The organism is Ectothiorhodospiraceae bacterium 2226, assembly GCA_013348725.1.
GTDB lineage: Bacteria > Pseudomonadota > Gammaproteobacteria.
Genome location: CP054689.1, coordinates 155,912 through 180,097, shown reverse-complemented (window position 1 = coordinate 180,097; position 24,186 = coordinate 155,912). Strand labels below are relative to the sequence as shown.

Below are 24,186 nucleotides of genomic sequence, written 5' to 3'. Positions count from 1 at the left end.
GGGGACGAGGGAGCTTCTATTAGGAAGGGGGGACTTGAGAATGATTATCGTCGACAAGGCGTTGCAGGAGCGCGAGGCGCAGGGACGCCCGATCCGGGTCGCGATGGTGGGTGCCGGCTTTATGGCACGGGGCGTCGCTCTGCAGTTGCTCGGCGTGGTGCCGGGCATGAAACTGGTGGCGGTCGCGAACCGGCATTTGGACGGCGCGACGCGCGCCTACCGCGAGGCGGGCGTCGATGCCCCCCGGGTGGTGGACAATCTGAGTGCCCTGGAGGACGCGATCCGGCGGGGTCACCCGGCCGTTACCGTAGACCCGCTGCTGCTCGCGCAGGCGGAGGGCGTGGACGTCCTGCTGGAGGTGACCGGCACCGTCGAGTATGCCGCGCGCGTGGTGCTCACCGCCCTGGAACACGGCAAGCACGTGGCGCTGATGAACGCCGAGCTGGACGGCACGCTGGGGCCGATCCTCAAGTACTACGCGGACCGCGCGGGGGTGACCATCACCAACGTGGACGGCGACCAGCCCGGCGTGGAGATGAACCTGTACCGTTTCGTGAAGGGCATCGGCGTCAAGCCCGTGCTTTGCGGCAATATCAAGGGCTTGCAGGATCCCTATCGGACCCCGACCACGCAGCAGGAGTTCGCGCGCCGTTGGGGCCAGAACGCGAAGATGGTGACCTCGTTCGCCGACGGCACCAAGATCTCGTTCGAGCAGGCCCTCGTCGCCAATGCGACCGGCATGCGCGTGGCGCGCCGCGGCATGCTCGGCCCGACGGTGGAGCCGGGCACGCCGCTCAAGGAGGTGGTGGACCGTTATCCGCTGGACGGCCTGCTCGAGGGGCCGGGCATCGTCGATTACGTGGTCGGCGCGGAACCCGGTCCGGGCGTGTTCGTGCTGGGAACGCATGCCCACCCGCAGCAGCGCCACTACCTGAACCTGTACAAGCTGGGCGAGGGCCCGCTGTACCTGTTCTATCGACCTTACCACTTGTGCCACTTCGAAGTGCCGAACACGCTGGCGCGCGCTGTACTGTTCAACGACGCGACCATCGCTCCTCTCGGGGCGCCGATGGTAGACGTGGTGGCGACCGCCAAACGTGACCTGCGCGCGGGCGAGACGCTAGACGGTATCGGGCAGTATACGGTGTACGGGCAGTGCGAGAACGCCGAGGTGGCGCAGCGCGAGAACCTGTTGCCGATCGGGCTTGCCGAGGGATGTCGGCTGCGGCGCGATATCGGCCGCGATGACGTGCTGACGTACGCCGATATCGAGTTGCCGGCCGACCGGCTGTGCGACCGGCTGCGCGCCGAGCAGGACGCGCGTTTCCAACCCGGGGCGCCGCTCGCCGCCATCGCCGGATGACCGGGTCGGGATTGTCCGGTCACCCACTCCTACACATTGATCAGGGACGACAATGAGCAATCAAACGACGCCTGCAGAAGCGCCGGTTACGGTAATTAAGCCACCAGCCGGATGGCAGCTTATCGACTTCAAGGAACTGCGCGAGTACCGGGATCTGTTCTATTTCCTGGTTTGGCGCGACATCAAGGTGCTGTACGCCCAGACCGTGCTCGGCTTCTCCTGGGCGATTCTTCAACCGCTGATCCAGATCGTGATATTTACCGTGGTGTTCGGCAATGTCGCGAAGGTGCCCTCGGAGGGCATTCCGTACTTCCTGTTTGCCACGGTGGCGATTATCCCGTGGACGTACATGTCAAATGCCATGACCGCGTCCAGCCAGAGCCTGGTGACGGAGAAGAACATCCTGGGCAAGGTCTATTTCCCGCGCGTGATCTTCCCGATTACGCCGCTGCTGTCGAAGCTGGTCGATTTCGCCATTTCCTTGCTGGTGCTGGGCGCGGTCATGCTGTACTACCAGGTGCCGCTCACCACCAACCTGCTTTGGCTGCCGCTGTTCATTCTGATGATGATCATGGTCCCGGCCGGCGTGGGCATGTGGCTGTCGGCCTTGGCAATTCGCTTCCGTGACGTGAAGTTCGCGATGCAGTTCGGCATCCGCATGCTGATGTACAGCGCCCCGATCGTGTATTCGGCCGCCGCCCTCAGCGACACCGCACGTTTCTTCTACTCGCTGAATCCGCTGGTCGGCGTGATCGAGGGCTTCCGCGCCGCGTTGCTCGGCACGGCCATTCCGTGGGAGTACATCCTGCCGGGTCTGGTGACCGCGACGATCATCTTCCTGAGCGGCGTGCTGTACTTCAAACGCATGGAGCGCGTGTTCGTCGACGTGATCTAGACGCCGGCTTGACTTAGAGGTGCCCGACCCGCGGGGTCCAGCCTGATTCGGCCGGGACGGCCGGCGCTCCTTCATCAGGCGTCGGAGGGACGGGGCATAAACCGTGAAGGCCAAACGGGGTCCCCGCGGCGGTCTCGGGCCATCGGTCTCCTTCCAATTGCACGGGTCTTGGAGGGATGCACGTGGTCGGAGGACGCCTTGGCGCTAGACGCGCAGGAACGACGCGCAGCTCGCCCGCGGGGCCTCGTGTATCCAGACTCGCCGCAGGTGTGTGCCTTTGCACGCCGCCGCCCTGCATATCCCCATCATCATCCCTTGCCGCAACGCCGCCACCCCGCGCCTCGCCGATGATGAGATGAGGGAGGATGCGGGGTGGCGGCGCGATGGCAGAATCCCTGCAACTCATGAGAGGCCCGGCTGGCGCGGGCTCGCTCCAGCGAGGTTGGGGTGCCGGGTCCATACGGGATGCGCCGCCGCTCGTGTACGCGGGCCGGCGCGCTGTCGGTCTCGCAGGGGCGGTTCACCGAGCTGGTTAGCTGGGCACTGAGGGGGGCGTACGCTCACTCAGGCACTGCGCGTTGCCGTCGGAGGGGCGCCCGGTGCAAACCGGCCTCGCCAAGCGAGCGGAATCGGCGGAATTTGAGGATATCGGCTGGCAGGGTGGGCACGCGCGGCCTAAGGTTACCGTGACATGTAGCACGAACTGAAGATATCGCGCCAAACCAAACCAGAGCAAGAGAAAAAGCACGCATGGACGCTATGCAACGAGCTATACAAGTTAGGGGGGTCAGCAAGCTGTACCGCATCGGCACTCGGGACCAAATGAACGAGAGCCTGGGGGCGGCGGCCATCGACTTCTTGCGCAGCCCGCTGAAGAACTACCGGAAGTATCGTTCGCTCTATCGCTTCGATGACGTGGATATGGCGGCGGACGAGGGTGGGCGGAACGACATCCTGTGGTCGCTACGAGACGTGTCCTTTGACGTGGATCAAGGCGAGGTGGTGGGTATCATCGGGCGCAACGGCGCCGGCAAGTCAACGCTGCTAAAGATCCTGTCGCGCATCACGCCGCCGACACTCGGTGAGTTGGAGATCCGCGGACGCATCTCTAGTCTGCTCGAGGTCGGCACCGGGTTCCATCCCGAGCTGACCGGCCGCGAGAACGTCTATCTCAACGGCACCATTCTGGGCATGACCAAGCGCGAGGTGGACCGGAAGTTCGACGAGATTGCCGCCTTCGCTGCCATCGACCGCTTCCTCGATACGCCGGTCAAGCGCTACTCCTCGGGTATGAAGGTGCGCCTGGCCTTCGCGGTCGCTGCTCATCTCGAGCCCGAAATCCTGATTATCGACGAGGTGCTCGCCGTGGGCGACGCCGCGTTCCAACGCAAATGCCTGAACAAGATGCAGGAGGTGGGGCAGGAGGGGCGCACCGTCCTGTTCGTGTCTCACAACGTGCCCGCCGTCAGCCGCCTGTGCAGCCGCGTGATCATGCTCGATCAGGGGCGCCTGCTGCACGACGGGCCGACCGGTGAGGTCATCAGCCGCTACGTGAACGCCGGTATGGGCACGATGGCGGTGCGTGAGTGGGCCGAGAACGAGGCGCCAGGCAGCGACCTCGGTCATCTTCGCGCGGTGCGTATCCGCGACGAGAGCGGTCAGATCGCGGGGAGCGTGGATATCCGGCGTCCGATCACGGTGGAGATGGAGTACGAGCTGCACGAGTCGGGGCATCACGTACTGCCGAACTTTCACTTCTTCAATGCCGACGGCATTCAGCTCTTCTCTGCCCATGACGTCGATCCCGCCTGGCGGGGCCGTCCGCGTCCCGCGGGGCGTTACGTCAGCTCCGCACTCATTCCCGGCAACCTCCTGGCCGAGGGGACCGTGTTCATCAACGTCGCGGTGGTGACTTTGGACCCCGTGGTGAAGGTGTTCCATGAGCGGGAAGTCACCGCCTTCCAGGTGATTGACAGCATTGATGGCGATTCGGCTCGTGGGGAGTGGACCGGCGACATGAAGGGTGTCATGCGACCCATGCTGAAGTGGACAACGCGCTACACGCCGAGCGAGGAGCTGCCGCTGCGGCGGGTGGCGGGCAGCGAGGACTGAGTCGCGCGGCGCCGATAAGAAGACGCCTATTCGAGAACGAGTAAGAACACGAGGGGTACGGCCATGGAACGGCTACGACTGGCAGTAGTGGGGTGCGGCGCGGTGGCGGAGCTCTTCCACCTGCCGGCGGCGGTGCGTCATGCGGGTGTGGAAGTCACCGCGCTCGTCGATCGTGATCCGGTGCGCGCCAAGGCGCTCGCGGAGCGGTTTGGCGTGCCGACGGTGCTCACCGATTGGAGGGACGTTGAGCAGCACGCGGATGCCGCGGTGGTTGCGCTGCCGCATTTCCTGCACGCTCCCGCCAGCATCGATCTCCTCCAGGCCGGTGTGCATGTGCTCGTGGAGAAGCCCATGGCGCTCAGCAGCGCCGAGGCCGAGCGCATGTCAGAGGCCGCGCAGGCGGCCGAGCGCGTGCTCGCCGTCGGCTTTCAGTGCCGCTTCTATCGCAACTCGCGCATGGTCAAGCACGTGCTCGAGAGCGGATTGCTTGGCAGGATCACGCGCTTCGATGTGCGGCAGGGGGCGCAGTTCGGGTGGCCGGTGCTCGACGGTAGCGCATTTCGTCCGGAGACCGGGGGCGGCGCGCTGACCGGCATGGGCATACACGCGCTGGATCTGGCGCTCTGGTGGATGGGCGACTTCTCCGAGGTCGCTTACTACGACGACGCAGTAGGCGGGGTCGAGGCCGACTGCGAACTGCACCTGACCCTGGGGGAGGGCATTCGCGGCACGGCGGAGTTCAGTCACACCCGCAACCTGCGTAATACCTGGCGCATCCAGGGCGAGCGCGGCGAGCTGGAGGTCGGGGTGAGTTTCAACAGCCCGCTGCGCCTGCGCGTGCTCGGAAGCGAGTTGAGCCTCGAGGGTCCGGTGATGGAAGGAGCGCGGGGCGATCATGATATGCGAGAGGTGATGCTTCGCCAGTTCGACGATTTCATTGGCGCTGTGCGCTCGGGGAGCGATCCCCTGACGCCGGGGCGTGAGGGCGTGCGTACCGCGCGGCTATATGAGGCCTGCCAGCGGCGGCGTCAGCCGCTGGATCTCCCCTGGTTGTTCCCGCAGGAGGCGCATCCGCCAGGGGCCCACGAGTGCCGCTTGGCGCAGGTGGGAGGCTGAACACATGGTGGAAGCGAAGCAACAAGCTCTACACGGCGCGCGCGTGTTCGTGACCGGCGGGACCGGCGCGATCGGGGGTCGCCTGGTGGAGAGGCTGGTGCTGGAGCGCAACGCCCATGTGAGCGTCCTGGCACGCAATCTGAGTCGCGCGGCGCGGGTAGCGCGCTTCCCCGTGGCGCTCTACAAGGGCGAGGTGACCGACCCGCAGGCGGTGCGCGCCGCCATGCGCGACTGTGATTTTGTGTTCCACTGTGCCTACGGTAACGCCCCCGACCCGGCGGTGCAGCGGCGCGTGAACGTGGACGGGACCCATGTGGTTCTGGATGCGGCCCTGCAGCTCGGCGTGCGGCAGGTCGTGCACGTCAGCACCTGCAGCGTGTATGGGTTTGTGCCGCCCAACGGCAAGATCGACGAGACTGCCGTGCGCCGCCGTTCGGGCAATGTCTATGCCGACACCAAGATCGACGCCGAGGCGCTCGCGTTGTCCTATGCGCGCGACAAGGGGCTGCCGGTAGCGGTGGTGCAGCCCACCGCGGTGTATGGGCCCGGCCTCCCGGTATGGACCAACAGCGTGCTGGGACGCTTGAAGCGCGAGCGCATGTTCCTGGTGGAAGGAGGGGAGGGGCTCAGCAACGCGGTCTATGTGGACGATGTGGTGGACGGCATGTTGCTCGCAGCGGAGTGCCCCGAGGCGGCGGGCGAAGCCTTTCTACTTTCCGGCCCCGACCTGCCCTCGTGGCGGGAGTTCTTTGGCGCCTATGAAGCCATGCTGGGTGTGCGGGCGACCGTGCCCGCCAGCGTCGACGAGATTGCCGCCCATTGGCGCGCCTGGGAGCGCGAGCAGCGCGCGCCGAGCGTGTTCCTCGAGCCCTGGCGTATGCTCAACGAGGAGAAAACGGTGCGCAAACGCATCAGGCGCACGCGTGAGGTGCAGTACCTGCTCGCCGCGGCCCGTGCAATGAAGGGGCGCTTACGCGGCGCGCCCAATCCGAAGCCGCCCACCCGCCGCCGGGGCGCCCCGATGCGCCGCGACCCGGCGCAGGAGCAGGCTCCACTGCAACCAATCAGTCCGGAGATGCTCAACTTCTTCCGTGCACGGACGCACTTCGAAACCGGCAAGGCGCAGCGGGTGCTCGGGTACCGCCCGCGGTACGACCTAACGCGCGGTATGCGCATGACTCAGCGCTGGGCGGAGTGGGCGAATCTATTGAAATAATCATCGGCCAGGGAGGGCGCGGTGGAACTAAGCATCATCATTCCTTGCTACAACGCTGCGGCCACCATCGGTGCGCAGCTTGGGGCCCTGGTGACGGAACGCTGGGAGGGTGAATGGGAAGTTGTCGTGGTCGATAACGGATCCAGCGACGACACGCTCAGTGTGGTGCGCGGCTACTTCGGGCGCCTTCCTCACCTGCGCGTCCTGTCGGCGCGGGCTAGCCAGGGTGCGGCCTATGCCCGCAACATCGGGGTGCGCAAGGCGCGCGGACGCAACGTCGCTTTCCTCGATGCAGACGACGTGATCCAGCCGGGGTGGATCGCCGCGATCGGCGAGGCGCTTCGATCCGCGCCGTTCGTCGCCAGCCGCTTCGAGTTCCGTTCGCTCAACGCGCCGCGTTTGGTGGGCTTGCCGATGGCGCCGCAGGAGGATGGTCTACAGCGTTACGCCAATCCCAAGTTTCTGGCCCACGCGGGGACTTGCGGGCTGGGTGTACGCAAAGCGCTGCATGAGGAGATCGGCGGCTTCGATCAGTCCATGGCGGTACTTGAAGACACGGATTACTGTTGGCGCCTGCAGCTTAGCGGCGTACCGCTCACTTTCGTGCCGGATGCGGTGGTGGCGGTACGGTACCGGCCCACGTTGCGCGCGTCCTTGCGGCAGGCGCGGGTGTGGGGGAGGGAGAACATACGCCTCTACCTGCGTTACCGCGGGCTCGGCATGGCGCGCCACCACGTGGGCCGCGAGCTTCGGGATTGGCGGCGCCTTGCCCGGCAACTGGGTGGCATCGGCGCCAAGGAGTCTCGCCTCCGCTGGAGGTGGACCTTCCACTTGTACCTCGGGCGCCTCGTGGGCTGGATACGTTACGGCCTGCGGCCGGCCACCGTCGGCGTGCCGCGAGTGGCCGCCAAGCCAGTGTACGCGGAGATGCCCCAGGCCCCCTATTGCCCGGCGGGCGCAGGGCCCTTTCCGGCGCCGCAGGCCAAGGTGGACCCCCGGAGCCAGTCCGGTGTGGACGCTAGTGAGGGGGTGCTTGCGCGCGGCGGGCGAACCGGTTGGAGATGAGTATGATGCGCCTTCGCCTTAGAAGAGCGCGTGACTGCCGAGTGTCTAAGGTGCGAAGGGAGCAGTTATGAGCGTGCGCCGTTTGTGGACCGGGTGGTGGATGGGCCTTGCCGGCCAAGGCGCGTTGGGACGTCTAGCCATGGGGCTCGCAGCGTGGCCGGTGCGGCCATACTACGCACGCCATGCGCTAGCGCGCCGCCATGCTTGTGGCTGGTACGCCCCAAGCGCCGAACTCGCGCACTCCGACCTGCGCCTGGGGCGACACGTATTCGTCGACGAACGGGTCCTGATCTTTCGGGATGCGGGTGGAGCGGAGGTGATGGTGGGGGACGGCGCGCACATCCACCGCGACACTATCGTGCAGACGGGACAAGGCGGGCGCGTCCGGATCGGTGAAGGAACCTCGATACAGGCACGCTGCGTGCTATGCGCCTACCTCGGGCCACTGACCATCGGCGCGCGGGTGCAGATCGCGCCCCATTGCGGCATTTACAACTATAACCACGCCATGGACCCGGAGATTCCGATGCGCGACCAGCCGCTGACGTCCCGCGGCGGCATCCTGATCGAGGACGACGCCTGGATCGGCTATGGCGCGACCATTCTCGACGGGGCCCATATCGGCGAGGGCGCGGTCATCGGCGCCGGCGCCGTGGTCAGCGGCTACGTTCCGCCCCACAGCGTGGCGGCGGGTGTGCCGGCACGGATCGTCAAGCAGCGCGGGGCCAAGTCGCAAAAGACGGAGCTTCGTACGCTCGGAGGGGGGAGGTGATTATGGCAAAGGTCAGTGTCATCACGCCGGTCTACAATGGCGAACGGTTCCTGGCCGCCTGTATCGAGTCGGTTCTTGGTCAGACCTACGGGGACTGGGAGTACATTATCGTCAACAACGCCAGTACCGACGGCACGGGGCGTATCGCCCGGGATTACGCGCGGCGCGATGCGCGCATTCGCGTGGTCGACACGCCGAGCTTTCTGCCTCTGATTGATAACTGGAATTTCGCGCTCGGTCAGATGGACCTTCAGAGCCGCTACTGTAAAGTGCTCCACGCCGATGATTTCCTGTTTCCGGAATGCCTGTCCCAGATGGTCGAATTGGGTGAGCGCCACCCCGGCGCGGGCGTGATTGGGTCCTTCGTACTGAAGGGCCAGCACGTGGCCTGTGACGGGCTGGGCACGGAAACTCGCGTCGTCGACGGGCGTGAGATATCGCGCGAGACGTTCCGCAAGCGCTTGTACGTGTTTGGGTCGCCGACCTCCCTGATGTTGCGCGCGGACCTGGTGCGGTCGGAGCAGCCTTTCTACGACGCCAATTATCTGCATGCCGACGTGGAGGTTTGCCATCGCCTGCTGCAGAAGACCGACTTTGGTTTCGTGCCGCAGGTACTGACTTGTACGCGACTGCACGACGAGTCGCAGACCTCGACCGTGGCGGCAAAGCTCAACACCAACGCCGTGGAGAACCTCGTCATGCTGTTGCGATACGGCCCGGGGCTGTTCGATGCGGATGAATATGCGCGGCTGCTGCGCCGGGCTTACGAGCGCTACTATGTCGTGCTGGCCCGTCATGTCCTGCGCCACGGCGAGCTACACGCCTTGCGTCATCACCGTCAGCGGCTGCAGGCCGCCGGCGTTCCGTTCAGTCCTTGGCGCTTCACCTGGACCTCGCTGTCGGAGGCGGCGGCGCGCGCGCGTCGACCTCGGGACGTCATGCGCTGGTTAGGGCGCCGGGCCAAAAGCCGTACGCCGGCGTAGGCATTAGCATGTGCGCGGGCTGACGGCACAGGGGGCGGATTATCAAAGCGTGACGGGCGGGTATCGCTTCTTGCGTATGCGCCACCAATACGTGTGCCTGGATGGCAATCCCATCGTGCCCCTGCTCTCGGGGAAGGGGTCGCTGCTTCGTCACCTTGGACTTCGAAACCTAGTTGACCTTGCCTTGCATCATATCCGCGTGCCTCACCCCTTTGCGGGGAGCAATGTGATTCGCCTCCCGGTGTATGGCCAGTTCGCTTATCCAGTGCAGCGCGGCTACCTGGTGTTCGATCTGGAGCGCGGGATCGTCACTCAGATATTCCGACCCGAGCTCCCGGCGGCGAGGTTCGAGGCTTGGGCGCAGACAATGAACGAGCTGCGCGCGGTCTCCTTCGCGCCCGCCATCGGTGAGATTAATGCCTCCGCCCAATGGTGCGAGATGTCCTACATCGAAGGGGCGGTGGGGCTGTCGCTCTTGGCTTCCCGCGCGGACGAGGTGCTGGCGTCCTTTGACCGGATGGTGCTGCCTTGCCTGAAAGAGCTGCTGCGGCTGAAGCCCTGGGTGCGCCGCCGGGGGCGCGACTACGTTGACGAACTTCGCGCGGGTATGAAGCTGCACGTTTTGGATGCCTTCCCTGAAGTGTATGAGCTTCTCCAGCGGCACCTTAACGAAATCGACGCGGCCTTCGTGGCGCCGAACGCGGCCGAGGAAGTCGTGTTGACGTTCTCACATGGTGATTTTGTCCATCCGAACTTCATCGTGAGCGGTGAAGATTTGCGGGTGGTCGATTGGGATACTGCCGGTCGGCGTAGTGCGCTGCATGATATGCATGCTTTTTTCTTCGCGCATATGTATTGGCGACCCGATGTCGTCTTGTCCCATGAAGCCATCGTCGCGGCCGCTGATCGCCTGCTGGACGATCATCCTGTCGATCGCCCGGCAATCCTGGCACGCCTCGATCTTTATCGTGCCATCTATTACATGGAAAGGGTGGCGATGGTGCTGACGCGTGACTTCTCGGTGGGGGATGCCGAACACCTGCGCGATGCTGTGGGCTTGCACACCGCGTTCGAAGCGCATCCAGCGGTGGCGGATCCGAGGCCGTCCCATCACGGGAAAGAAGCCCCCGGCTGAAGCCGGGGGTGTAAGGCGGAAAACCTCGAAGGAGGTTATTGGGGTACGACGATCACGACGTAGTTGTTGGCACCGCCTGCCACGCCGCCGGCCCGGTTGCCACCGAGGGTGACGGTCTGCCCTGCATCATAGCCGGCCGAGTACAGCGCGAGATCCGCTCCCCCGTCAGTGCCGATGGTCTCGCCCGTGGGGGCAAACGCCGCAAGCCAGGCGGGGCGGTCGGCCGCGGCGGTATCTGCCGCATACCCGACGTATACCGTGGAGGTCGCAGGGATCGTGAAGCTGACCGCGTCTCCCGCGTCGCTCGCTTTATCGCCATCGCGGGTCATGACCCATACGCCGCCTGACAGCGCGTTCGGCACCGAGCGGACGCTGGCATTGTCGTCATCCACATAATATCGCCCGCCTACCTCGACGACGTTCTGCTCGAGGCCGTGAGTCAGGTTATCCAGCAGGAACGCCGGCGAGCAGGACTGCTGCCCCTGCAGATGCTGCGACCAGCATTCTCCTATCATCGCATGGCCCAGGCTGTTGGGGTGCTTGTGCCCAGCGATGTCACCCGAGCGGCTGAGGATGCTGCGATCATACAACCCGGGGTAGTCGCGGAACAGTTGGTAAAGGTCAGGCCCCACGAACGTCCCCCCATGGCCCGCGGCGATGCGTTGGATGGCGTTGTTGTAGGGTTGGATATAGTTCACGTTCAGACCGTAGCTGTCGATGGTGCCGGGGCTCAGGTCTCCAGTAGGGGGAATCACGGGCATCGCGGTCGCAATGTGCACGTCGCGGAATCTGGCGACCGCATCGACGAAGGTCTGCAGATTGGCCTCGAAGGCCGCGGGCGAGAGCCCGGTGCCCACATCCGTCGCCCCAAACAGCGCGAGCACGCCGTCCACGTCCCCTTTGCGGTACGCGTCGCCGGAGCGCATCGGATCCGTGTAACGGCTGAGAAGGTTCGTCGTGAAGTTGGGGTGACTCGCTTCCGCCGAGGACAAGGATGGGATAGCGTCGTTGAATACCGTCACGGGCACGCCGTCGGCCGCGGACAGGCTGGCGGCCAGATTGGCCTGCATGCCGCCTGTGGCCATCATGCGTCCGTCGGCTGTGACGTTGTCGGCCCGGTACTCGTCCCCGGAGCCGACTGTCACCCCGTCGCCGACACTGACGTAATGGCGACCAACGCCGATGTTCGACACCGTGTGGCTGTCCACCACGGCGCCGCCCACGCGGAGGGTGGCGACGACCTCGTGGTCGCCCGTTGTCACCGGGTCGAACTGGGCGTCGAAGGTGCTGCCCCCGTGGGTGTCGCGGGTCCTCGCCGGCGTTGCACCGTTCAGCGTGATGTCGACGTCGGCACCGGGGGCGTTGATCACGTGCGCCCGCACCGTAATCGTTTCCTCGCGCATAACATGGCTGGAGACGGAGTCCGCTACCGGGACCGAGACGACCACCGCGGGCTCGGTAGGCGCATCCCCTATCACTACGTCGCGGAACGTGGCGTGCCCCTGCGAGTACAGCGCGACGGTGCCCTCGGTGAGATTGGTATCGTAATGGCTGAACATCGCTTCACCATCGAGGTACACCATAACCACCGGGCCGTGGCCGACCGCGCGGATCCGCACTTCGTCGCCCGGTTGATAACCAATATTGCGCACGGCGATCGGTTCCCATCGATTGTCGACGCGCTTCTCAAAGCGGGTGAAGCCCCAGCGCGGGCTCATCGACACACGGTAGTACGACTCGCGCGCACCGTCTTCGCTGCGCTGGTAGCGGAACATGACGCCGAGTCCCTGCTCGTCTCCAAGGGTCGCAGCCGTGGAAAAATCGAAGTCCGCACGCGGATCCTCCTCGCGCAGGTACAGGAATGAACCGCGGTGGAAGCCATGCGCGTAAGAGCGGGGCGCCTGATAGCGGTTGGAGACATGCGCGGTCTGACGGAACACTCCATTGTCGTCGACCACCCACGTCAGTTCGCCGCGATAGCCGGAGTCGTTGACCGGCACCCACGTGCGGCTGTCGCTGTCTTGTTCGCCCGGCAGTTCCTCACCCGGCTGTTGCCCGTCGGGGTCATCGTTGACCGGCGGTGCGCCGTCGTCGATCGGCGGTTCGTTGGTATCCGACGCCGGCGGATCGTTGCTGGGGGTGCCGTTGTCACTGCCCCCCCCACCGCACCCGACGGCGAGAAACGAAGTGATGGCAATCGCCAACAAGGTTTTGCTCCCTGGGTGGACCATGGTTCCCTCCATACGCTTAGTGAACTTCCTTGTGGTTATCGATGAGCGATGATAGGACTGCTCGCTCGCGTTCTTGGGGCACGCCTCATCGCGGACCCATAGAGCCAATTTCACGCAGGCGCAGTCTTTACTAAAAAGTAGATGAAGAAGACGTTCCTGCAACCGCAGTGTCGGTGTTCCAGCGGCCCCCGATAGATGGCCAAACTCTTGGCAGACCACCACCTGGGCGTAATGAGACGACTGCAGCGCGTGCAGATCGGCATGGAGTGGAACCGACCTCCACTGTGGTCCGTGGAGCGGACGTGTTGGCTTAACGACAACGGGGGCCGTGGATCGTATGAGTGGGGTGGCGGATGCAAGAATGCGATCCGGGGCAGGTACTCCGGATTCCTTGGCGCCGCCGCCTTAGCGTCAAAGATGTGTCGAGCTTGCGCCGGCAATAAAGGACCCCGGCCGAAGCCGGGGTAAGGGTCCAACTCGACGTGTTTATTGGGGCGCGACGATCACGACATAGTTGTTGGCGCCGCCCGCCACGTCGCCCGCGCGGTTGCCGCCGAGGGTGACGGTCTGGCCCGCGCCATAGCTGGCCGCGAACAGATCGAGGTCTGCGCCGCCGCTGGTGGCGACGGTCTCCCCGGTCGGGGTGAAGCCATCGTTCAGCCAGGCGGGGCGGTCCGCTGCATCCGTTCCGGCGGCGTAGCCCACGTACACCGTGGCGGCTGCCGGAACCGTGAAGCTTACGGCCTCGGCCGCCGCGCTGTCCTTGGCGCTGTCACGCGTTTTGACCCAGATGCCACCCTCCAGCAGACTCGGCAGCGCCGTTACACGCGCATCCGTATCCACGTAATAGCGGCCGCCGACCTCAACCAGGTTCTGCTCCAGGCCATGGGTAAGGCCCCCGAGCAGGATGTTGGGCGAGCAGTTCTGCTGTCCCTGCAGGTACTGCGACCAACATTCGCCCATCATCGCATGGCCCAAACTGTTGGGGTGCTTGTAGCCGGCGTTCGGGCTGGGGCGGCTGCGGTCATACAGGTCGGGATAGTCGCGGAACAGCTGGTACAAGTCGGGGCCGACGAACGCCCGCGTGTCGCCCGCCGCGATGCTTCGGATGGCGTCGTTGTAGGGCTGGATGTATTCGGCGTTCAATCCGAAGCTGTCAATCGCGGCCGGGCTGAGATCGCCCTCGGCCGGAATCACGGGCATCGCGGTGGCGATGTGCACGTCGCGGTACTCGCCCGCCCGGTTGACGAAGGTCTGTACATTGGCCTCGAAGTCGGCCGGCGAGAGGTGGTTGCCCACATCCGTAGCGCCGAGTAGGAGAAGCACGCCGTCGACGTCGCCGTTTCGCAATGGGTCGGTCGCTCGCAGCGGGTCAGTGTAACGACTGAGGACGTAGTTCACGAAGTTGGCGTGACTCGCTTCCGCTGAGGACAAGGAGGGGATAGCCTCGTTGAACACCGTCACGGGCACGCCTTCGGCCGCGGACAGGCTAGTGGCCAGATTCGCCTGCATGCCGCCGGTGGCCATCATGCGTCCGTCGGCCGTGACGTTGTCGGCCATATACTCGTCTCCAGAGCCCGCGGTCACGCCGTCGCCGATGCTGATGTAATGGCGACCCACGCCGATGTTGGATACCGTGTGGGTGCTCACGACGGTACCATCGACGCTGAGCGTGGCGACGAGCTCGTAATCTCCCGTGTCCACCGGGTCGAATTGGGCGGTAAAGGTGTTGCCGTCGTGATCGGTTCGGGTCGTCGCCGGTCCGACGCCGTTCAGCGCGATGTCCACCTCGGCGTTCGGCGCGTTGATCACGTGCGCACGCACCGTCATGGTTCCATCACGGGTGAAATGGCTGGAAACGGTATCGTTGACGGGCACTGAGATGACAACGGCGGGCGCGTCCTGGACATCGGCTAGCTGCACGTCGCGGAACGTGGCATGGCCCTGTGAGTACAGTGCGACCGTACCATCCATGAGATCGGTGTCGTAGTGGCTGAACATCGGTTCGCCATCGATATAAACCATCACCACGGGCCCCTGTCCCACGGCGCGGATCTCGATGTCGTCGCCGGGTTGATGGCCGATGTTTCGGACCGCGATCGATTCCCAGCGGTTATCGATGCGCTTCTCGAACCGGGTGAAACCCCAGCGCGGACTCATCGAGACCCGGTAGTAAGACTCCTGGGTGCCGTCCTCGCTGCGCTGGTAGCGGAACATGACGCCGAGGCCCTGCTCGTCGCCCAGCGTCGCCACCGTGGAGAAATCGAAGTCGGCGCGGGGCTCATCCTCGCGCAGATACAGGAACGAGCCGCGGTGGAAGCTATGGGCGTATGAACGCGGTGCCTGATAGCGGTTTGAGACGTGCGCGGTCTGGCGGAACTCGCCGTTGTCGTCGATCACCCACGTCAGCTCGCCGCGGTAGGCAGAGTCGTTGACCGGTACCCAGGTGCGGTTCTCGCTGTCGTGTTCGTCCGGAAGTTCCTCGCCCGGCTGTTGGCCGTCGGGATCGTCGTTGACCGGTGGGGTGCCGTCGTCGACCGGGGGTTCGTTGTTGTCCGACGGCGGGTCGTTAGTGTCCGAGGGCGGGTTGTTGTCCGGATTGCTGGCGCTTCCACTGCCACCGCCGCAACCGACGGCGAGAAAGGAAGTGATGGCGAGCGCCAACAAGGTCTTGCTCCCTGGGTAAACCATGGTGTACCTCCATGTCATTATTCGAACAGCGTTGTGGTGACCGAACGAGTCCTACGAGAGTCTCGCTTTCTTGTTCTCATGGGCGGGCCGCGTCCCAGACCCATAGAGCCAACTTCGCGTACGCGCGGTCTTCTTAGAAAGTAGATGAAGAACCGTTGCCTGCAAGCGACAGGCGGAAGTTTGTGCCCGTCGCCGGAGCGGTTACCAGACGTCCTGGCTCGGCACCACAATGACCAGGTACTGCATCGCGCCAGAAGCACCGTCAGCGCGATTAGCGCCAAGGCTCACTTCGCCCGGCTGCTCGATACGTTGCTGCCAAAGGGTGAGAATGCCGTCGGTCGTACGGACGGTGTCGCCAGTAGGCGCAAACGCGTCGTTTAGCCACGTAGGCACGATGGAGGCGTTGGCGTCGTAGGCGACATAGACGGTGGCGGGGCGGTCGAGGGTGAAGCGCATCCCCGTTCCGTTCATATTCGCAGAGGCTCCGCTGTCGGGGAGTATCCAAATGCCACGTTCAAGAAAGCTCGGTCGTGCACGCAGGCGTGCGCCGTCGTCGTGCACGAGGTATCCCGCGCCGTCTGCGTTTTGTAGATGGCGCACATACACCGGATCGTCGACGCGCCGAAGGTCCTGGCGGTAACCGAAGGGCTCCAGACTGTCCACGAAGAACGGCAGCGGCGCGTTGACGTCGGCGAGAGCGCGTTGCCACAAAGCGGCGAGTATGCGGTGACCGAGGCTGTTTGGGTGGGTATTGTCGGCGTACAAGCTCACGCGCCCGCCCTGAATGAAGAAATGATAGAGGTCGGGTCCCGGGAGTCCTTCCTGGTCCAGCACCGCGTTGTATTCGCGCGTGCTGACATTGCGCGGGTGGTTGTGGGGATCGGAGTAGGGCACCGTTTCGGCGCGGTCGCCAAAGCGCGGCGGCACGCGCGCCGCCAGGATCGGGGGGCCGCTCATCGATAGCACCGTATCGACGATGCGGCGAATGCGGATGCGGTAGTGGCTCGCGGTGCGGCCCTCGGTCGCTGCGCCAGCGTCGTTGGTGCCGACCAGCAGCAGGATCGCGTCGGCCGCGGCGTGGCGTTCCACGTAGTGGTGGATGCGCTTGGCGGTATGATCGGACTCGTCGCCCGGCACCGCCTCGTTCATGACCACGGTGGGCAGGCCCCGCACGCTCAGGGCTTCGGCCAGCACGGCACCCATGCCGCGCGTGCCGATCATGCGCCCCTCCGAGGTGCGATTGTCGGCGGGAAAGTTGTCACCATGGCCGTTGTGGATGGAGTCGCCCACCGCGAGCCAGGTCTTGCCGTTCAGCCCGATCTCGCGCGTGGTGAACGCTAGCACTTCGCCGTCGAGAAGCAGTTCGACGTCGAGGATGGCGTCGCCGGCCGGTAGGCCGCCGAAGTCCGCCGCGAAGCTTTCCGCCTCCGCGGGACGCGTGGCTTGCGCGATGAGGCGACCGCCGGCGGCCTCGCGGAGCTGGATGCGGACCTCGGCCGCGGAGGGCGCATCGGCGAGCGCGCCCTCGACGCGCAGAAGGGGGCCGCTGACGGTTGTGAAGGGTTGCGGATGGGTCACCGCGATTGACGGCCGCTCGGCAAGCGTTTCGATGCGCACGTTGTCGAACGAGGCCTGGTGGCGCGCGTAGAGGCCGATGCTGCCGCTCAGTAGCGGATCCTCGTCCCGCACGGTAAGGGTCTCCACGCCGTCGACGAACACGCGGATGAGCGGACCGCGCACGTCGACGGTCAGCTGCAAGGGCCCGTGCTGGTAGCCGCGGGCACTGGTGGCCAGCGGCGTCCAGGGGACGGACTGCTCATCGGTGGGCGCGCCCTCGCGCCGCTCCAGGCGGATGAACGTGGACTGCGCGCTCAGGCTGAGCCGGTAGTCCACATCCTGGTCTTGGACGCGAAACACGAGGCCGACCTCGCCGCCGTGCTCAGGCGGTTCCACGTCGGCCTCGAAGCGATAGTCCTCCCAACGAACGCCGTCGGCCCACCACACCACGCCGCCCAGCGAGTGTCCGCCGGCAAGACCGCGGCTGGCGCGGAAGACGTCATTCGCGTACGTCTGGCGTATGCGCTTCCCGTCTTCACCGCGCCATTGGTAGGGGTAGGTGCTGCCGTCGACCACGTCCACCGGATTCGCCTGCACCCATCCGTCCGGTAGACCGCCTGCGGGAAAGGTCGCATTGAAGAGGGCCTCGGCACGTTCCACCGTGATAGCCATGGTTGCCGCCGTCGTGCGTCCATGGGCGTCGGTGACGCGGTACTCGAAGCTGTCTTCGCCCCAGAACACGGCGTCGGGGATGTACCGATACCGCCCTTGCCCGGGGTCTAGCAAGTAAACCCTGCCCGCACCGGGTTGCGTTGCGATTGCGTACTGCAGCGGCGCGGCGCCCTCGCCGGGCAGAATGCCCTCATGGTTGGAGCCGCGGGTAAGCGTAAGAGTATGAACTTCGCCGGTCGATGGCGGGCCCGACGTGGGCGGGGAACTGCTGTCAGAGCCTCCGCAGGCGACTAGCGTCGACAGAAAGAAAGGAATAAGTAGGGACGTCAGTCCCCGCGCGGCGACCCTTGGGCGCGACCCCATCGATGTGTACCCCAGCACTCGTTATTATCTGCACCGCCGCGCGATGATGAACCGCCGGCGCCTCCCCCGTGATCGAAGAGCGTCGCGCTGCGTGCGCAACCGGTGCTTGGCCGGGTGTCGTCGTGGGTGCACGTCCTTGCGCGTTCCCGTGCTGGCACGCCAGACGGCTCGATCGCCTTGATCATCTTGATCAACCATAGTTGGCGGCATAGCGTGTGCAAGTGACCGGCTGGTAAAGCTGGTTGGTGCGGCTAGGATTGGGCCATGAACAACAAGCCAAGGACCCACGAGCTTCGCGCCCTGGAGGACCCGCTCGTCGCCCCGGACCCGGTGGTGGTGACGATGCGCATGCAGCATCATGCGGGGCCCTCGGGCTACGACCGCTTGGCCGACTACGTCGGCGGCACCCGCATCGCGTTGCCCGAGCGCCCCAGTTTGTCGGAGCGCGTACTGATGCGCGCCTTTCGGCCCTGGATACGCGCCAACGGCTCGCAGTGGTATCACGGCCCGCAGTTCGCCGGCGAGTTGCGCGCGGCCCGGTGCTGGGTGGGTGCCCGCAAACCGCGGGTGTTCCATTTCCTGTACGGCGAGAATTCCTATCGCTACCTCGGTCATCTGAAGCGCTGGTCGTCGGGGAACGCCATCGTTTGCACCTACCACACGCCGGCCGCGCGGTTTCGCGAGGTGGTACGCGAGCGCGCCCATCTGGCTCGGGTGGATGCATGCATCGTCGTTTCGAACGTGCAGCGCGAGGTCTTCGCCGACGTTCTTGGAGCCGACAGGGTGCATTTCGTCCCCCATGGAGTGGATACCGACTACTTCAAGCCCGCGGAGCGCATCCCCGGGCAGCCATCGGACGATCGTCAATGTCTGTTCGTCGGCTCTCATCTGCGTGATGTGGCGAGCCTGGCCCGGGCGGCGCGCGAGCTCGCCCTCACGCCCGGCGTGCGATTCGTGGTGGTGACGTCGGAGCGCCATCGTGCGCTTTTCGAGGGGCTCGCCAACGTCGAGTTCCGAACGCGGGTCAGCGACAGCGAACTGCTCAGCCTCTACCAGCAGAGCGATCTGTTCGTCATGCCGCTGATCGACTGCACAGCCAATAACGGCCTGCTCGAAGCGATGGCGTGCGGTCTTCCGCTGGTGACGACCGATCTGCCCGGGGTGCGGGATTACGTGGACGAGGAGGGGGCGGTCCTGGTGCCGATGCAGGATGTCGATGGGCTCGTGCAGGCGGTGCAGTCGGTACTGGGCGACGAGCTGCGCCGTCGGCGCATGGCGCGCGCCTGCCGTGTCCGTGCCGAGGCGCTGCGCTGGGAGAATGTGGCGCAGGCGGTGCGCGGCGTGTACGCGCAGGCGCTCGGGCAGCGGTGAGCGGCGGGCGAGGCTCCCCGCGCCGGCGGCGCGTTCGGCTGCGCCGCCGGCTGCCTGAAGGTCAGCGGGTCTGGGGGGCCGGCAGCGCGAGGGCTGAACGGGCGTAGGCGGCTTCCAGTGCGTCCCGGAAGTTGAACGAGGAGTCCAGCAGTTCCGCGCCGGCGCGGCGCGCGCCCTCCAGTAGCCGCGCGTATAGCGCCTCGTCGTCCAGTGCCGCACCGATCTGGCGCGCGAGATCGGCGACATCGTGTTCGCGGAACAGCAGCCCGTTGTCACCGTGGCGCACGACGTAGGGGAATGGCCCCGCATCCGGGGCGATGACCGGCCGTCCCAGCACGAGGCTCTCGATGGCCGCCTTACAGCGTGACTCGGGAAGTTCTGCGCGGGTGGGTGTGACGACAACGCGCGCCTCACGCACCAAGGTCGGCACGCGATCGTGCGGCACGTAGCCGGGCACCTCGATCTGTCGCGCGCAGGGGGCGGCGGCCGCGCGCTCACGCAGCCGTGCCAAGTCCGGGCCGCCACCGGCATACACCAAGCGCAGGCGTGGGTCGGCCTGCAGGCGCGGCAACATGGCCTCGAGCAGGTCGAACACCCCCTTGGCTTTCTGCAGGCGCCCGACGAACAGCACCGTGCGGCCGCCTGCGTCACTCGGGGCCTCGCGTGGCGCCCGGTGCGCGTCCAGGTAGCGGTACGAGAGGTTGAACTCGAGCAGCCGCGCGCGCGGTACGCCGAGGGCGAGCAACTGCTCACGCAAGTAGGGCCCATGGCAGATGACGGCGTGCGCATGAAGGATGACCCAGCCGTCGAGCCATGTCTCCAGCTGTCGATTCCAGCGCCGTGAGCCGCCGCCGAATCGCCCGTGGCGGGTATGTACGAAGGGCACACCGAGCATGCGCGCGGCAGCGTAGCAGGCCCACAGCGGCGGCCCCGAGGCGGCACACAGCACCCAGCTCGGCCGAAAGGCGAGGATGCGGGCCGCCGTCGTCAAGAACATACGTAGCTTGGCGAAGGGCCCCAGCAGCGGGTTGCGGCGCGGACCCCAGTGCAAGGTCCGCGCCCGCGCGCGCGCGGTGCGATGTGACCCGCTGTGCCGGTTGAAGGACAGCAGCAGAACGGGTTGGTCCTCGCTCCACTGCAAGAAGGTGCCGATGTAGTGGTGCGGGCCGCCCGTGACCTGCGCGGGCCTGTCGCCGAGGGCGGCCAGTTCCGCGGCCACGTCCCCGTTCTTGCAGTAAACCAGTCGTCCCTGACCCATTGCGCTGTTGCTCCCCCCTGTGCGCCGCTGAACGTTCGCTAAACTTGTGATTGTGGTGCCCGGTGCCCCGCTGTGGCGGCGGGCATTCGCATCCTTGTGAGGATGAGGTTGGTGTGCGCGCCGCGGCGGGATCCCTCATCGGTCCCCTAGAAGATAGCAGGGTGTGCAGGCGCGGCCGCCGGTTTGCGCCAGTGCCGTGGTGTCGGGTCGCGAAGTGGATCCCAGAACCCGTGAGCGTGTGCCGGCGGCGCAGCCGGAGTGTGAACACGGTCCCGCCCGGGCGCCGCGCGCTGCCTAAGATGGCCCCACCGAGCAAGGAGCCAACTCAACCAAGGGAGCCCGGCAAACAGAAACAAAAGAGGAAACAATGAGGTACCCACATTCAAGGCTATGGACAAGCGCGCTGTGCGCGGGCGCTATGATGCTGGGTGCGTCCCAGGTCCATGCGCAGTTGCTTTACAAGACCGATTTCGAGTCTCTGGAGCCCGAGTGGCGCCATCACGGCAATACCACCACACGGATCAAGCCCTCGCCGGACGGGTACGGCAAAGCCGCCTACTTCGAGATCGAGCACGGTGACAGCAGCAACGGCAGCCTGTACCGCTCGGAGATCGTCTTCATTTCCGATGAGGTTCACCCGGAAGTGCGCAACGCGGAGATCGGCAAGGAGTACTGGTACGGGTTCAGCATCTGGCTCGACGAGCATGAGCCTGACGTGCGCGGCGAGAACTGGTTCCAGTGGGGCCGCACGCCGGATCGCGACGCGGCCGGCAATCTGCTCGAGATCTACGGCAATCCGCCCTTGTCCTTAGGCTCGACCGACGATGGCCGTTGGGTGGTACTGAGCATGTCGGACAAGCGCAAGTACAGCACCGACAAGACCTTCACTACATGGAACCGGTTTGTGGTGGGCGAGCAGGAGCTCGGGCGTTGGCACCACTTCGTGTTCAACGTCAAGTGGGCGTACGACGAGGGTCAGGGCGGCCTCCTGCGAATCTGGAAGGACGGCAAGCTGAAGGTGGATCACCGCGGCCCGAATGCCTACAACGACGATCGCGGGCCCAAGATCACCATGGGGATCTACAAGTTCAGCTGGCGTCAGGACCAGAGCACCAATGTTGACCGGATCGCCAGCTACGCCGGCGCAGTGCGCATCGCCGATCACCGCGGCAGCTTCGACATGGTGTCCACCATTCCGGTGCATACGCCGCCGTCCAGGGTGGTGGAGCCGCACGCGCCGCGCGATCTGCGGGTCTCCGTGTCGGACGATTGAGTGGCTTGTAGGACCGGCACAGGGAGGTGCCGGAAGCTTATGTATAGCGAGGTCCAGGCGTGACGCAGTGCACGTTTTCGGCACGCCGGCGATGCCTGCGCCTGCTCTCGCTGGACGCGCCGCACGCAGCGGCTAGACTGGCGGGAAGATGAAGAACAACCGGGCGAGTTCCCCTCAGTCGGGAAAGCATGCCCCTTAATAAGCGTAGAACGAGCCTAAGAATAAGGAGTGGTTATGCCCAGGAGGGGGGGCCTGAAACAGGCCGTGATGCGCGCGTCGCGCGCTCGCAAGGCAGCGCATTTCTGGTCGCTGTACAACGGTGGTCAGGTGTTGGACGTAGGCGTGTCCGGCAATGAGCGCTCGCCTACGCAGAATCACTTCCTGAGGAACTTTCGCGGCCGGGACGAGGACTACACCGGTCTCGGCATCGATGACCTTGCGGGGGTGGCGCGCAAACACCCCGGCAAACGGTTTGTGACCTACTCGGGCGGTCGTTTTCCGTTCCCAGACGGTGCCTTCGACTGGGTGTTCAGCAACGCCGTCATCGAACACGTCGGTGATTTCGAGGCCCAGCGGACGTTTCTTGAAGAGATGATGCGGGTCGGCAAGAACGTATTCTTCACTACCCCCAACCGATGGTTCCCGATCGAGACCCACACCGGGGTCCCCTTTCTGCACTGGATTACGCCGTTGTTCGATCGCTGGTACGCGTGGCGCCGTGGGCGGCCCCGCGCGCAAGACCTCAATCTTCTGGACAGCCGCGCGTTGGGAACCCTGCTCGAAGCGGGCGGCGCTGCCGAATTCAGTCTTCATCGAGGCCGGCTTCTGGGGTTCACGATGACGTTCACCGTGATCTGCCAAGGCCGTCCGACGCTGGCTGAACTGCCGGCGGTGCCGGTGCGCGCCGCGACGCCGCTCGCCGCGGTCGTCGCCGAGGCGGAGGAGGCGCCGCGACAAGCTTCGGGCATGCGCTGATCCGCGCGACCTGGTTCCCAAGTCGCGGCGCCAGAAGGCGGATTAGGGCGCGAAGTGGGAAACCGTTCCGCTCCAAGTGTCTGCTGCTCATTACCATGGCCCGCGATCCAGGTCATGGTGATGGGAGACTACATGAAAGGCGGAATAAGCCGGTTTGGTAAAGGATGGATGGCCGCGGCAGTACTGGCCCTTGCAGCGCCCTTGAGCGCGGGCGCGAACGTGATCTACGACACCGATTTCTCGCAGATCAACGAATGGGCATTCTCGGGTAACAACACCACGTCAGTTACGGCTGCGCCGGACGGTGATGGCACGGCGGCGCGCTTCGTGCTCAATCGCAACGATCCCGTTTCGTTCCGGTCCGAGCTGGTGCACATCAGCGGTATGGTGCCCAATAATGTCCGCAACGCTTCTCCGGGGCAGGAGTACTGGTACGGCTTCAAGGTTTGGTTGGACAAGTTCGACCGGGATACGGAAGACGACATCCTGTTCCAGTTTCACGGTGCCGCGGACGCGGGTTGCCCGTCGCAGCGCGCGCCCAACCTCAACTTGTCGATCCGCAACGACTCGTGGATCGTCACCTCGGTCGGCGACTCGCGCCGGTGCATCAGCCGCGACGACCGCCCCTGGCAGAGTTGGGTGCAGCGCAAGCTCGGCACGTACGAGACGGGCCGCTGGACGCACTTTGTGATGCGGATCAAGTGGAGCCACCAGACCGACGGGATCCTCGAGATCTGGAAGGATGGTGAGAAGGTGCTGTCGCAGCGCACGCGCACCATGTTCAATGACCGCAAGGGTCCGAACATGAAGATCGGTATCTACAAGCCGAGCTGGAGCAGCCGCCGTACCAACACCAATCAGCGCTCGTTGTACTATGGTGACCTGCGGGTGGCGCTGGGCTCCAATCAGTTCGAGGCGGTGTCGACCATGAACGGGCCGACCGGTGGCACCCCCGCTGCCCCGCAGGGTCTAGCGGTAGACGTCGCGCCGCCGGCCGAAGTCTCACCGGCACCTGCGCAACCGGTCGGTGAGGCCGAGCCCGAAGGGGACAACTGCGTCCGGTGCGAGATCGTACAAGACCGCAGCAGCTTATCTATACTCAGGTGACGCGATTGCCGCGTAACTCATAATTAGCGAC

17 protein-coding genes are annotated in these 24,186 nt (G+C 65.3%); 13 read left to right on the top strand and 4 right to left on the bottom strand.

What is annotated here, in order from left to right:
• Nucleotides 1-40 precede the first annotated feature (40 nt).
• The 9 genes from HUS23_00845 to HUS23_00805 all read left to right on the top strand — a co-directional run bounded on the left by HUS23_00845 (nucleotide 41) and on the right by HUS23_00805 (nucleotide 10,657).
• Complete coding sequence (locus HUS23_00845; protein ID QKT04917.1) at nucleotides 41-1,363, top strand: NAD(P)-dependent oxidoreductase; 1,323 nt, start codon at nucleotides 41-43, stop codon at nucleotides 1,361-1,363.
• 52 nt (nucleotides 1,364-1,415) lie between these two features.
• Nucleotides 1,416-2,258, top strand: a complete 843-nt coding sequence (locus HUS23_00840; GenBank protein ID QKT02478.1) for an ABC transporter permease — start codon at nucleotides 1,416-1,418, stop codon at nucleotides 2,256-2,258.
• 759 nt (nucleotides 2,259-3,017) lie between these two features.
• The gene (locus HUS23_00835) at nucleotides 3,018-4,370 is read left to right on the top strand and encodes an ABC transporter ATP-binding protein (GenBank protein ID QKT02477.1); all 1,353 of its coding nucleotides are present in this window, start codon (nucleotides 3,018-3,020) and stop codon (nucleotides 4,368-4,370) included.
• 63 nt (nucleotides 4,371-4,433) lie between these two features.
• Nucleotides 4,434-5,486, top strand: coding sequence for a Gfo/Idh/MocA family oxidoreductase (locus HUS23_00830; GenBank protein ID QKT02476.1), 1,053 nt, complete (start codon nucleotides 4,434-4,436; stop codon nucleotides 5,484-5,486).
• Between the two features lie 4 nt (nucleotides 5,487-5,490).
• Nucleotides 5,491-6,702 (top strand): NAD-dependent epimerase/dehydratase family protein, encoded by a 1,212-nt coding sequence (locus HUS23_00825; GenBank protein ID QKT02475.1) that lies wholly within the window; start codon nucleotides 5,491-5,493, stop codon nucleotides 6,700-6,702.
• A 21-nt stretch (nucleotides 6,703-6,723) separates the two neighbouring features.
• Nucleotides 6,724-7,767, top strand: coding sequence for a glycosyltransferase family 2 protein (locus HUS23_00820; protein ID QKT02474.1), 1,044 nt, complete (start codon nucleotides 6,724-6,726; stop codon nucleotides 7,765-7,767).
• A gap of 67 nt (nucleotides 7,768-7,834) precedes the next feature.
• Nucleotides 7,835-8,539, top strand: coding sequence for an acyltransferase (locus HUS23_00815; protein QKT02473.1), 705 nt, complete (start codon nucleotides 7,835-7,837; stop codon nucleotides 8,537-8,539).
• Nucleotides 8,540-8,541: 2 nt separating this feature from the next.
• Nucleotides 8,542-9,522, top strand: a complete 981-nt coding sequence (locus HUS23_00810; GenBank protein QKT02472.1) for a glycosyltransferase — start codon at nucleotides 8,542-8,544, stop codon at nucleotides 9,520-9,522.
• Between the two features lie 10 nt (nucleotides 9,523-9,532).
• Nucleotides 9,533-10,657 (top strand): phosphotransferase, encoded by a 1,125-nt coding sequence (locus HUS23_00805; GenBank protein ID QKT02471.1) that lies wholly within the window; start codon nucleotides 9,533-9,535, stop codon nucleotides 10,655-10,657.
• A gap of 35 nt (nucleotides 10,658-10,692) precedes the next feature.
• On the opposite strand, the gene HUS23_00800 is transcribed toward HUS23_00805, so the two are convergent.
• From HUS23_00800 to HUS23_00790, 3 genes are all read right to left on the bottom strand, one after another.
• Nucleotides 10,693-12,864 (bottom strand): SGNH/GDSL hydrolase family protein, encoded by a 2,172-nt coding sequence (locus HUS23_00800; GenBank protein QKT02470.1) that lies wholly within the window; start codon nucleotides 12,862-12,864, stop codon nucleotides 10,693-10,695.
• A 510-nt stretch (nucleotides 12,865-13,374) separates the two neighbouring features.
• Nucleotides 13,375-15,555 carry an SGNH/GDSL hydrolase family protein gene (locus tag HUS23_00795; protein QKT02469.1) on the bottom strand — a complete coding sequence of 727 codons (2,181 nt, stop codon included), beginning with the start codon at nucleotides 15,553-15,555 and terminating at the stop codon, nucleotides 13,375-13,377.
• 225 nt (nucleotides 15,556-15,780) lie between these two features.
• The gene (locus tag HUS23_00790) at nucleotides 15,781-17,922 is read right to left on the bottom strand and encodes a hypothetical protein (GenBank protein ID QKT02468.1); all 2,142 of its coding nucleotides are present in this window, start codon (nucleotides 17,920-17,922) and stop codon (nucleotides 15,781-15,783) included.
• A gap of 513 nt (nucleotides 17,923-18,435) precedes the next feature.
• On the opposite strand from HUS23_00790, the gene HUS23_00785 reads away from it, so the two are divergent.
• Nucleotides 18,436-19,542: a glycosyltransferase family 4 protein gene (locus HUS23_00785; GenBank protein QKT02467.1), complete on the top strand. Its 1,107-nt coding sequence runs from the start codon at nucleotides 18,436-18,438 to the stop codon at nucleotides 19,540-19,542.
• Nucleotides 19,543-19,603: 61 nt separating this feature from the next.
• Here the strand turns inward: HUS23_00785 and HUS23_00780 are convergent, their stop codons facing one another.
• On the bottom strand, nucleotides 19,604-20,800 hold the full coding sequence (locus HUS23_00780) for a glycosyltransferase family 4 protein (protein QKT02466.1): 1,197 nt from the start codon (nucleotides 20,798-20,800) through the stop codon (nucleotides 19,604-19,606).
• 418 nt (nucleotides 20,801-21,218) lie between these two features.
• Here HUS23_00780 and HUS23_00775 point away from each other — a divergent pair, with 418 nt between their 5' ends.
• The 3 genes from HUS23_00775 (at nucleotide 21,219) to HUS23_00765 (ending at nucleotide 24,155) form a co-directional block, all read left to right on the top strand.
• Nucleotides 21,219-22,073: a heparin lyase I family protein gene (locus HUS23_00775; protein ID QKT02465.1), complete on the top strand. Its 855-nt coding sequence runs from the start codon at nucleotides 21,219-21,221 to the stop codon at nucleotides 22,071-22,073.
• Between the two features lie 267 nt (nucleotides 22,074-22,340).
• Entirely contained in the window at nucleotides 22,341-23,048 is a 708-nt protein-coding gene (locus tag HUS23_00770; GenBank protein QKT04916.1) for a class I SAM-dependent methyltransferase, read from the top strand.
• Nucleotides 23,049-23,162: 114 nt separating this feature from the next.
• Nucleotides 23,163-24,155, top strand: a complete 993-nt coding sequence (locus tag HUS23_00765) for a heparin lyase I family protein (protein QKT02464.1) — start codon at nucleotides 23,163-23,165, stop codon at nucleotides 24,153-24,155.
• The last annotated feature ends 31 nt before the right edge of the window (nucleotides 24,156-24,186 follow it).

What these genes read in the sequence shown, in the direction of transcription:
- HUS23_00765 (QKT02464.1), top strand. Translation starts at nt 23,163, where the DNA reads ATGGTGATGGGAGACTACATGAAAGGCGGAATAAGCCGGTTTGGTAAA.
- HUS23_00840 (QKT02478.1), top strand. Translation starts at nt 1,416, where the DNA reads ATGAGCAATCAAACGACGCCTGCAGAAGCGCCGGTTACGGTAATTAAG.
- HUS23_00835 (QKT02477.1), top strand. Translation starts at nt 3,018, where the DNA reads ATGCAACGAGCTATACAAGTTAGGGGGGTCAGCAAGCTGTACCGCATC.
- HUS23_00815 (QKT02473.1), top strand. Translation starts at nt 7,835, where the DNA reads ATGAGCGTGCGCCGTTTGTGGACCGGGTGGTGGATGGGCCTTGCCGGC.
- HUS23_00845 (QKT04917.1), top strand. Translation starts at nt 41, where the DNA reads ATGATTATCGTCGACAAGGCGTTGCAGGAGCGCGAGGCGCAGGGACGC.
- HUS23_00780 (QKT02466.1), bottom strand. Translation starts at nt 20,800, where the DNA reads ATGGGTCAGGGACGACTGGTTTACTGCAAGAACGGGGACGTGGCCGCG.
- HUS23_00810 (QKT02472.1), top strand. Translation starts at nt 8,542, where the DNA reads ATGGCAAAGGTCAGTGTCATCACGCCGGTCTACAATGGCGAACGGTTC.
- HUS23_00830 (QKT02476.1), top strand. Translation starts at nt 4,434, where the DNA reads ATGGAACGGCTACGACTGGCAGTAGTGGGGTGCGGCGCGGTGGCGGAG.
- HUS23_00770 (QKT04916.1), top strand. Translation starts at nt 22,341, where the DNA reads ATGCGCGCGTCGCGCGCTCGCAAGGCAGCGCATTTCTGGTCGCTGTAC.
- HUS23_00775 (QKT02465.1), top strand. Translation starts at nt 21,219, where the DNA reads ATGATGCTGGGTGCGTCCCAGGTCCATGCGCAGTTGCTTTACAAGACC.
- HUS23_00825 (QKT02475.1), top strand. Translation starts at nt 5,491, where the DNA reads ATGGTGGAAGCGAAGCAACAAGCTCTACACGGCGCGCGCGTGTTCGTG.
- HUS23_00785 (QKT02467.1), top strand. Translation starts at nt 18,436, where the DNA reads ATGAACAACAAGCCAAGGACCCACGAGCTTCGCGCCCTGGAGGACCCG.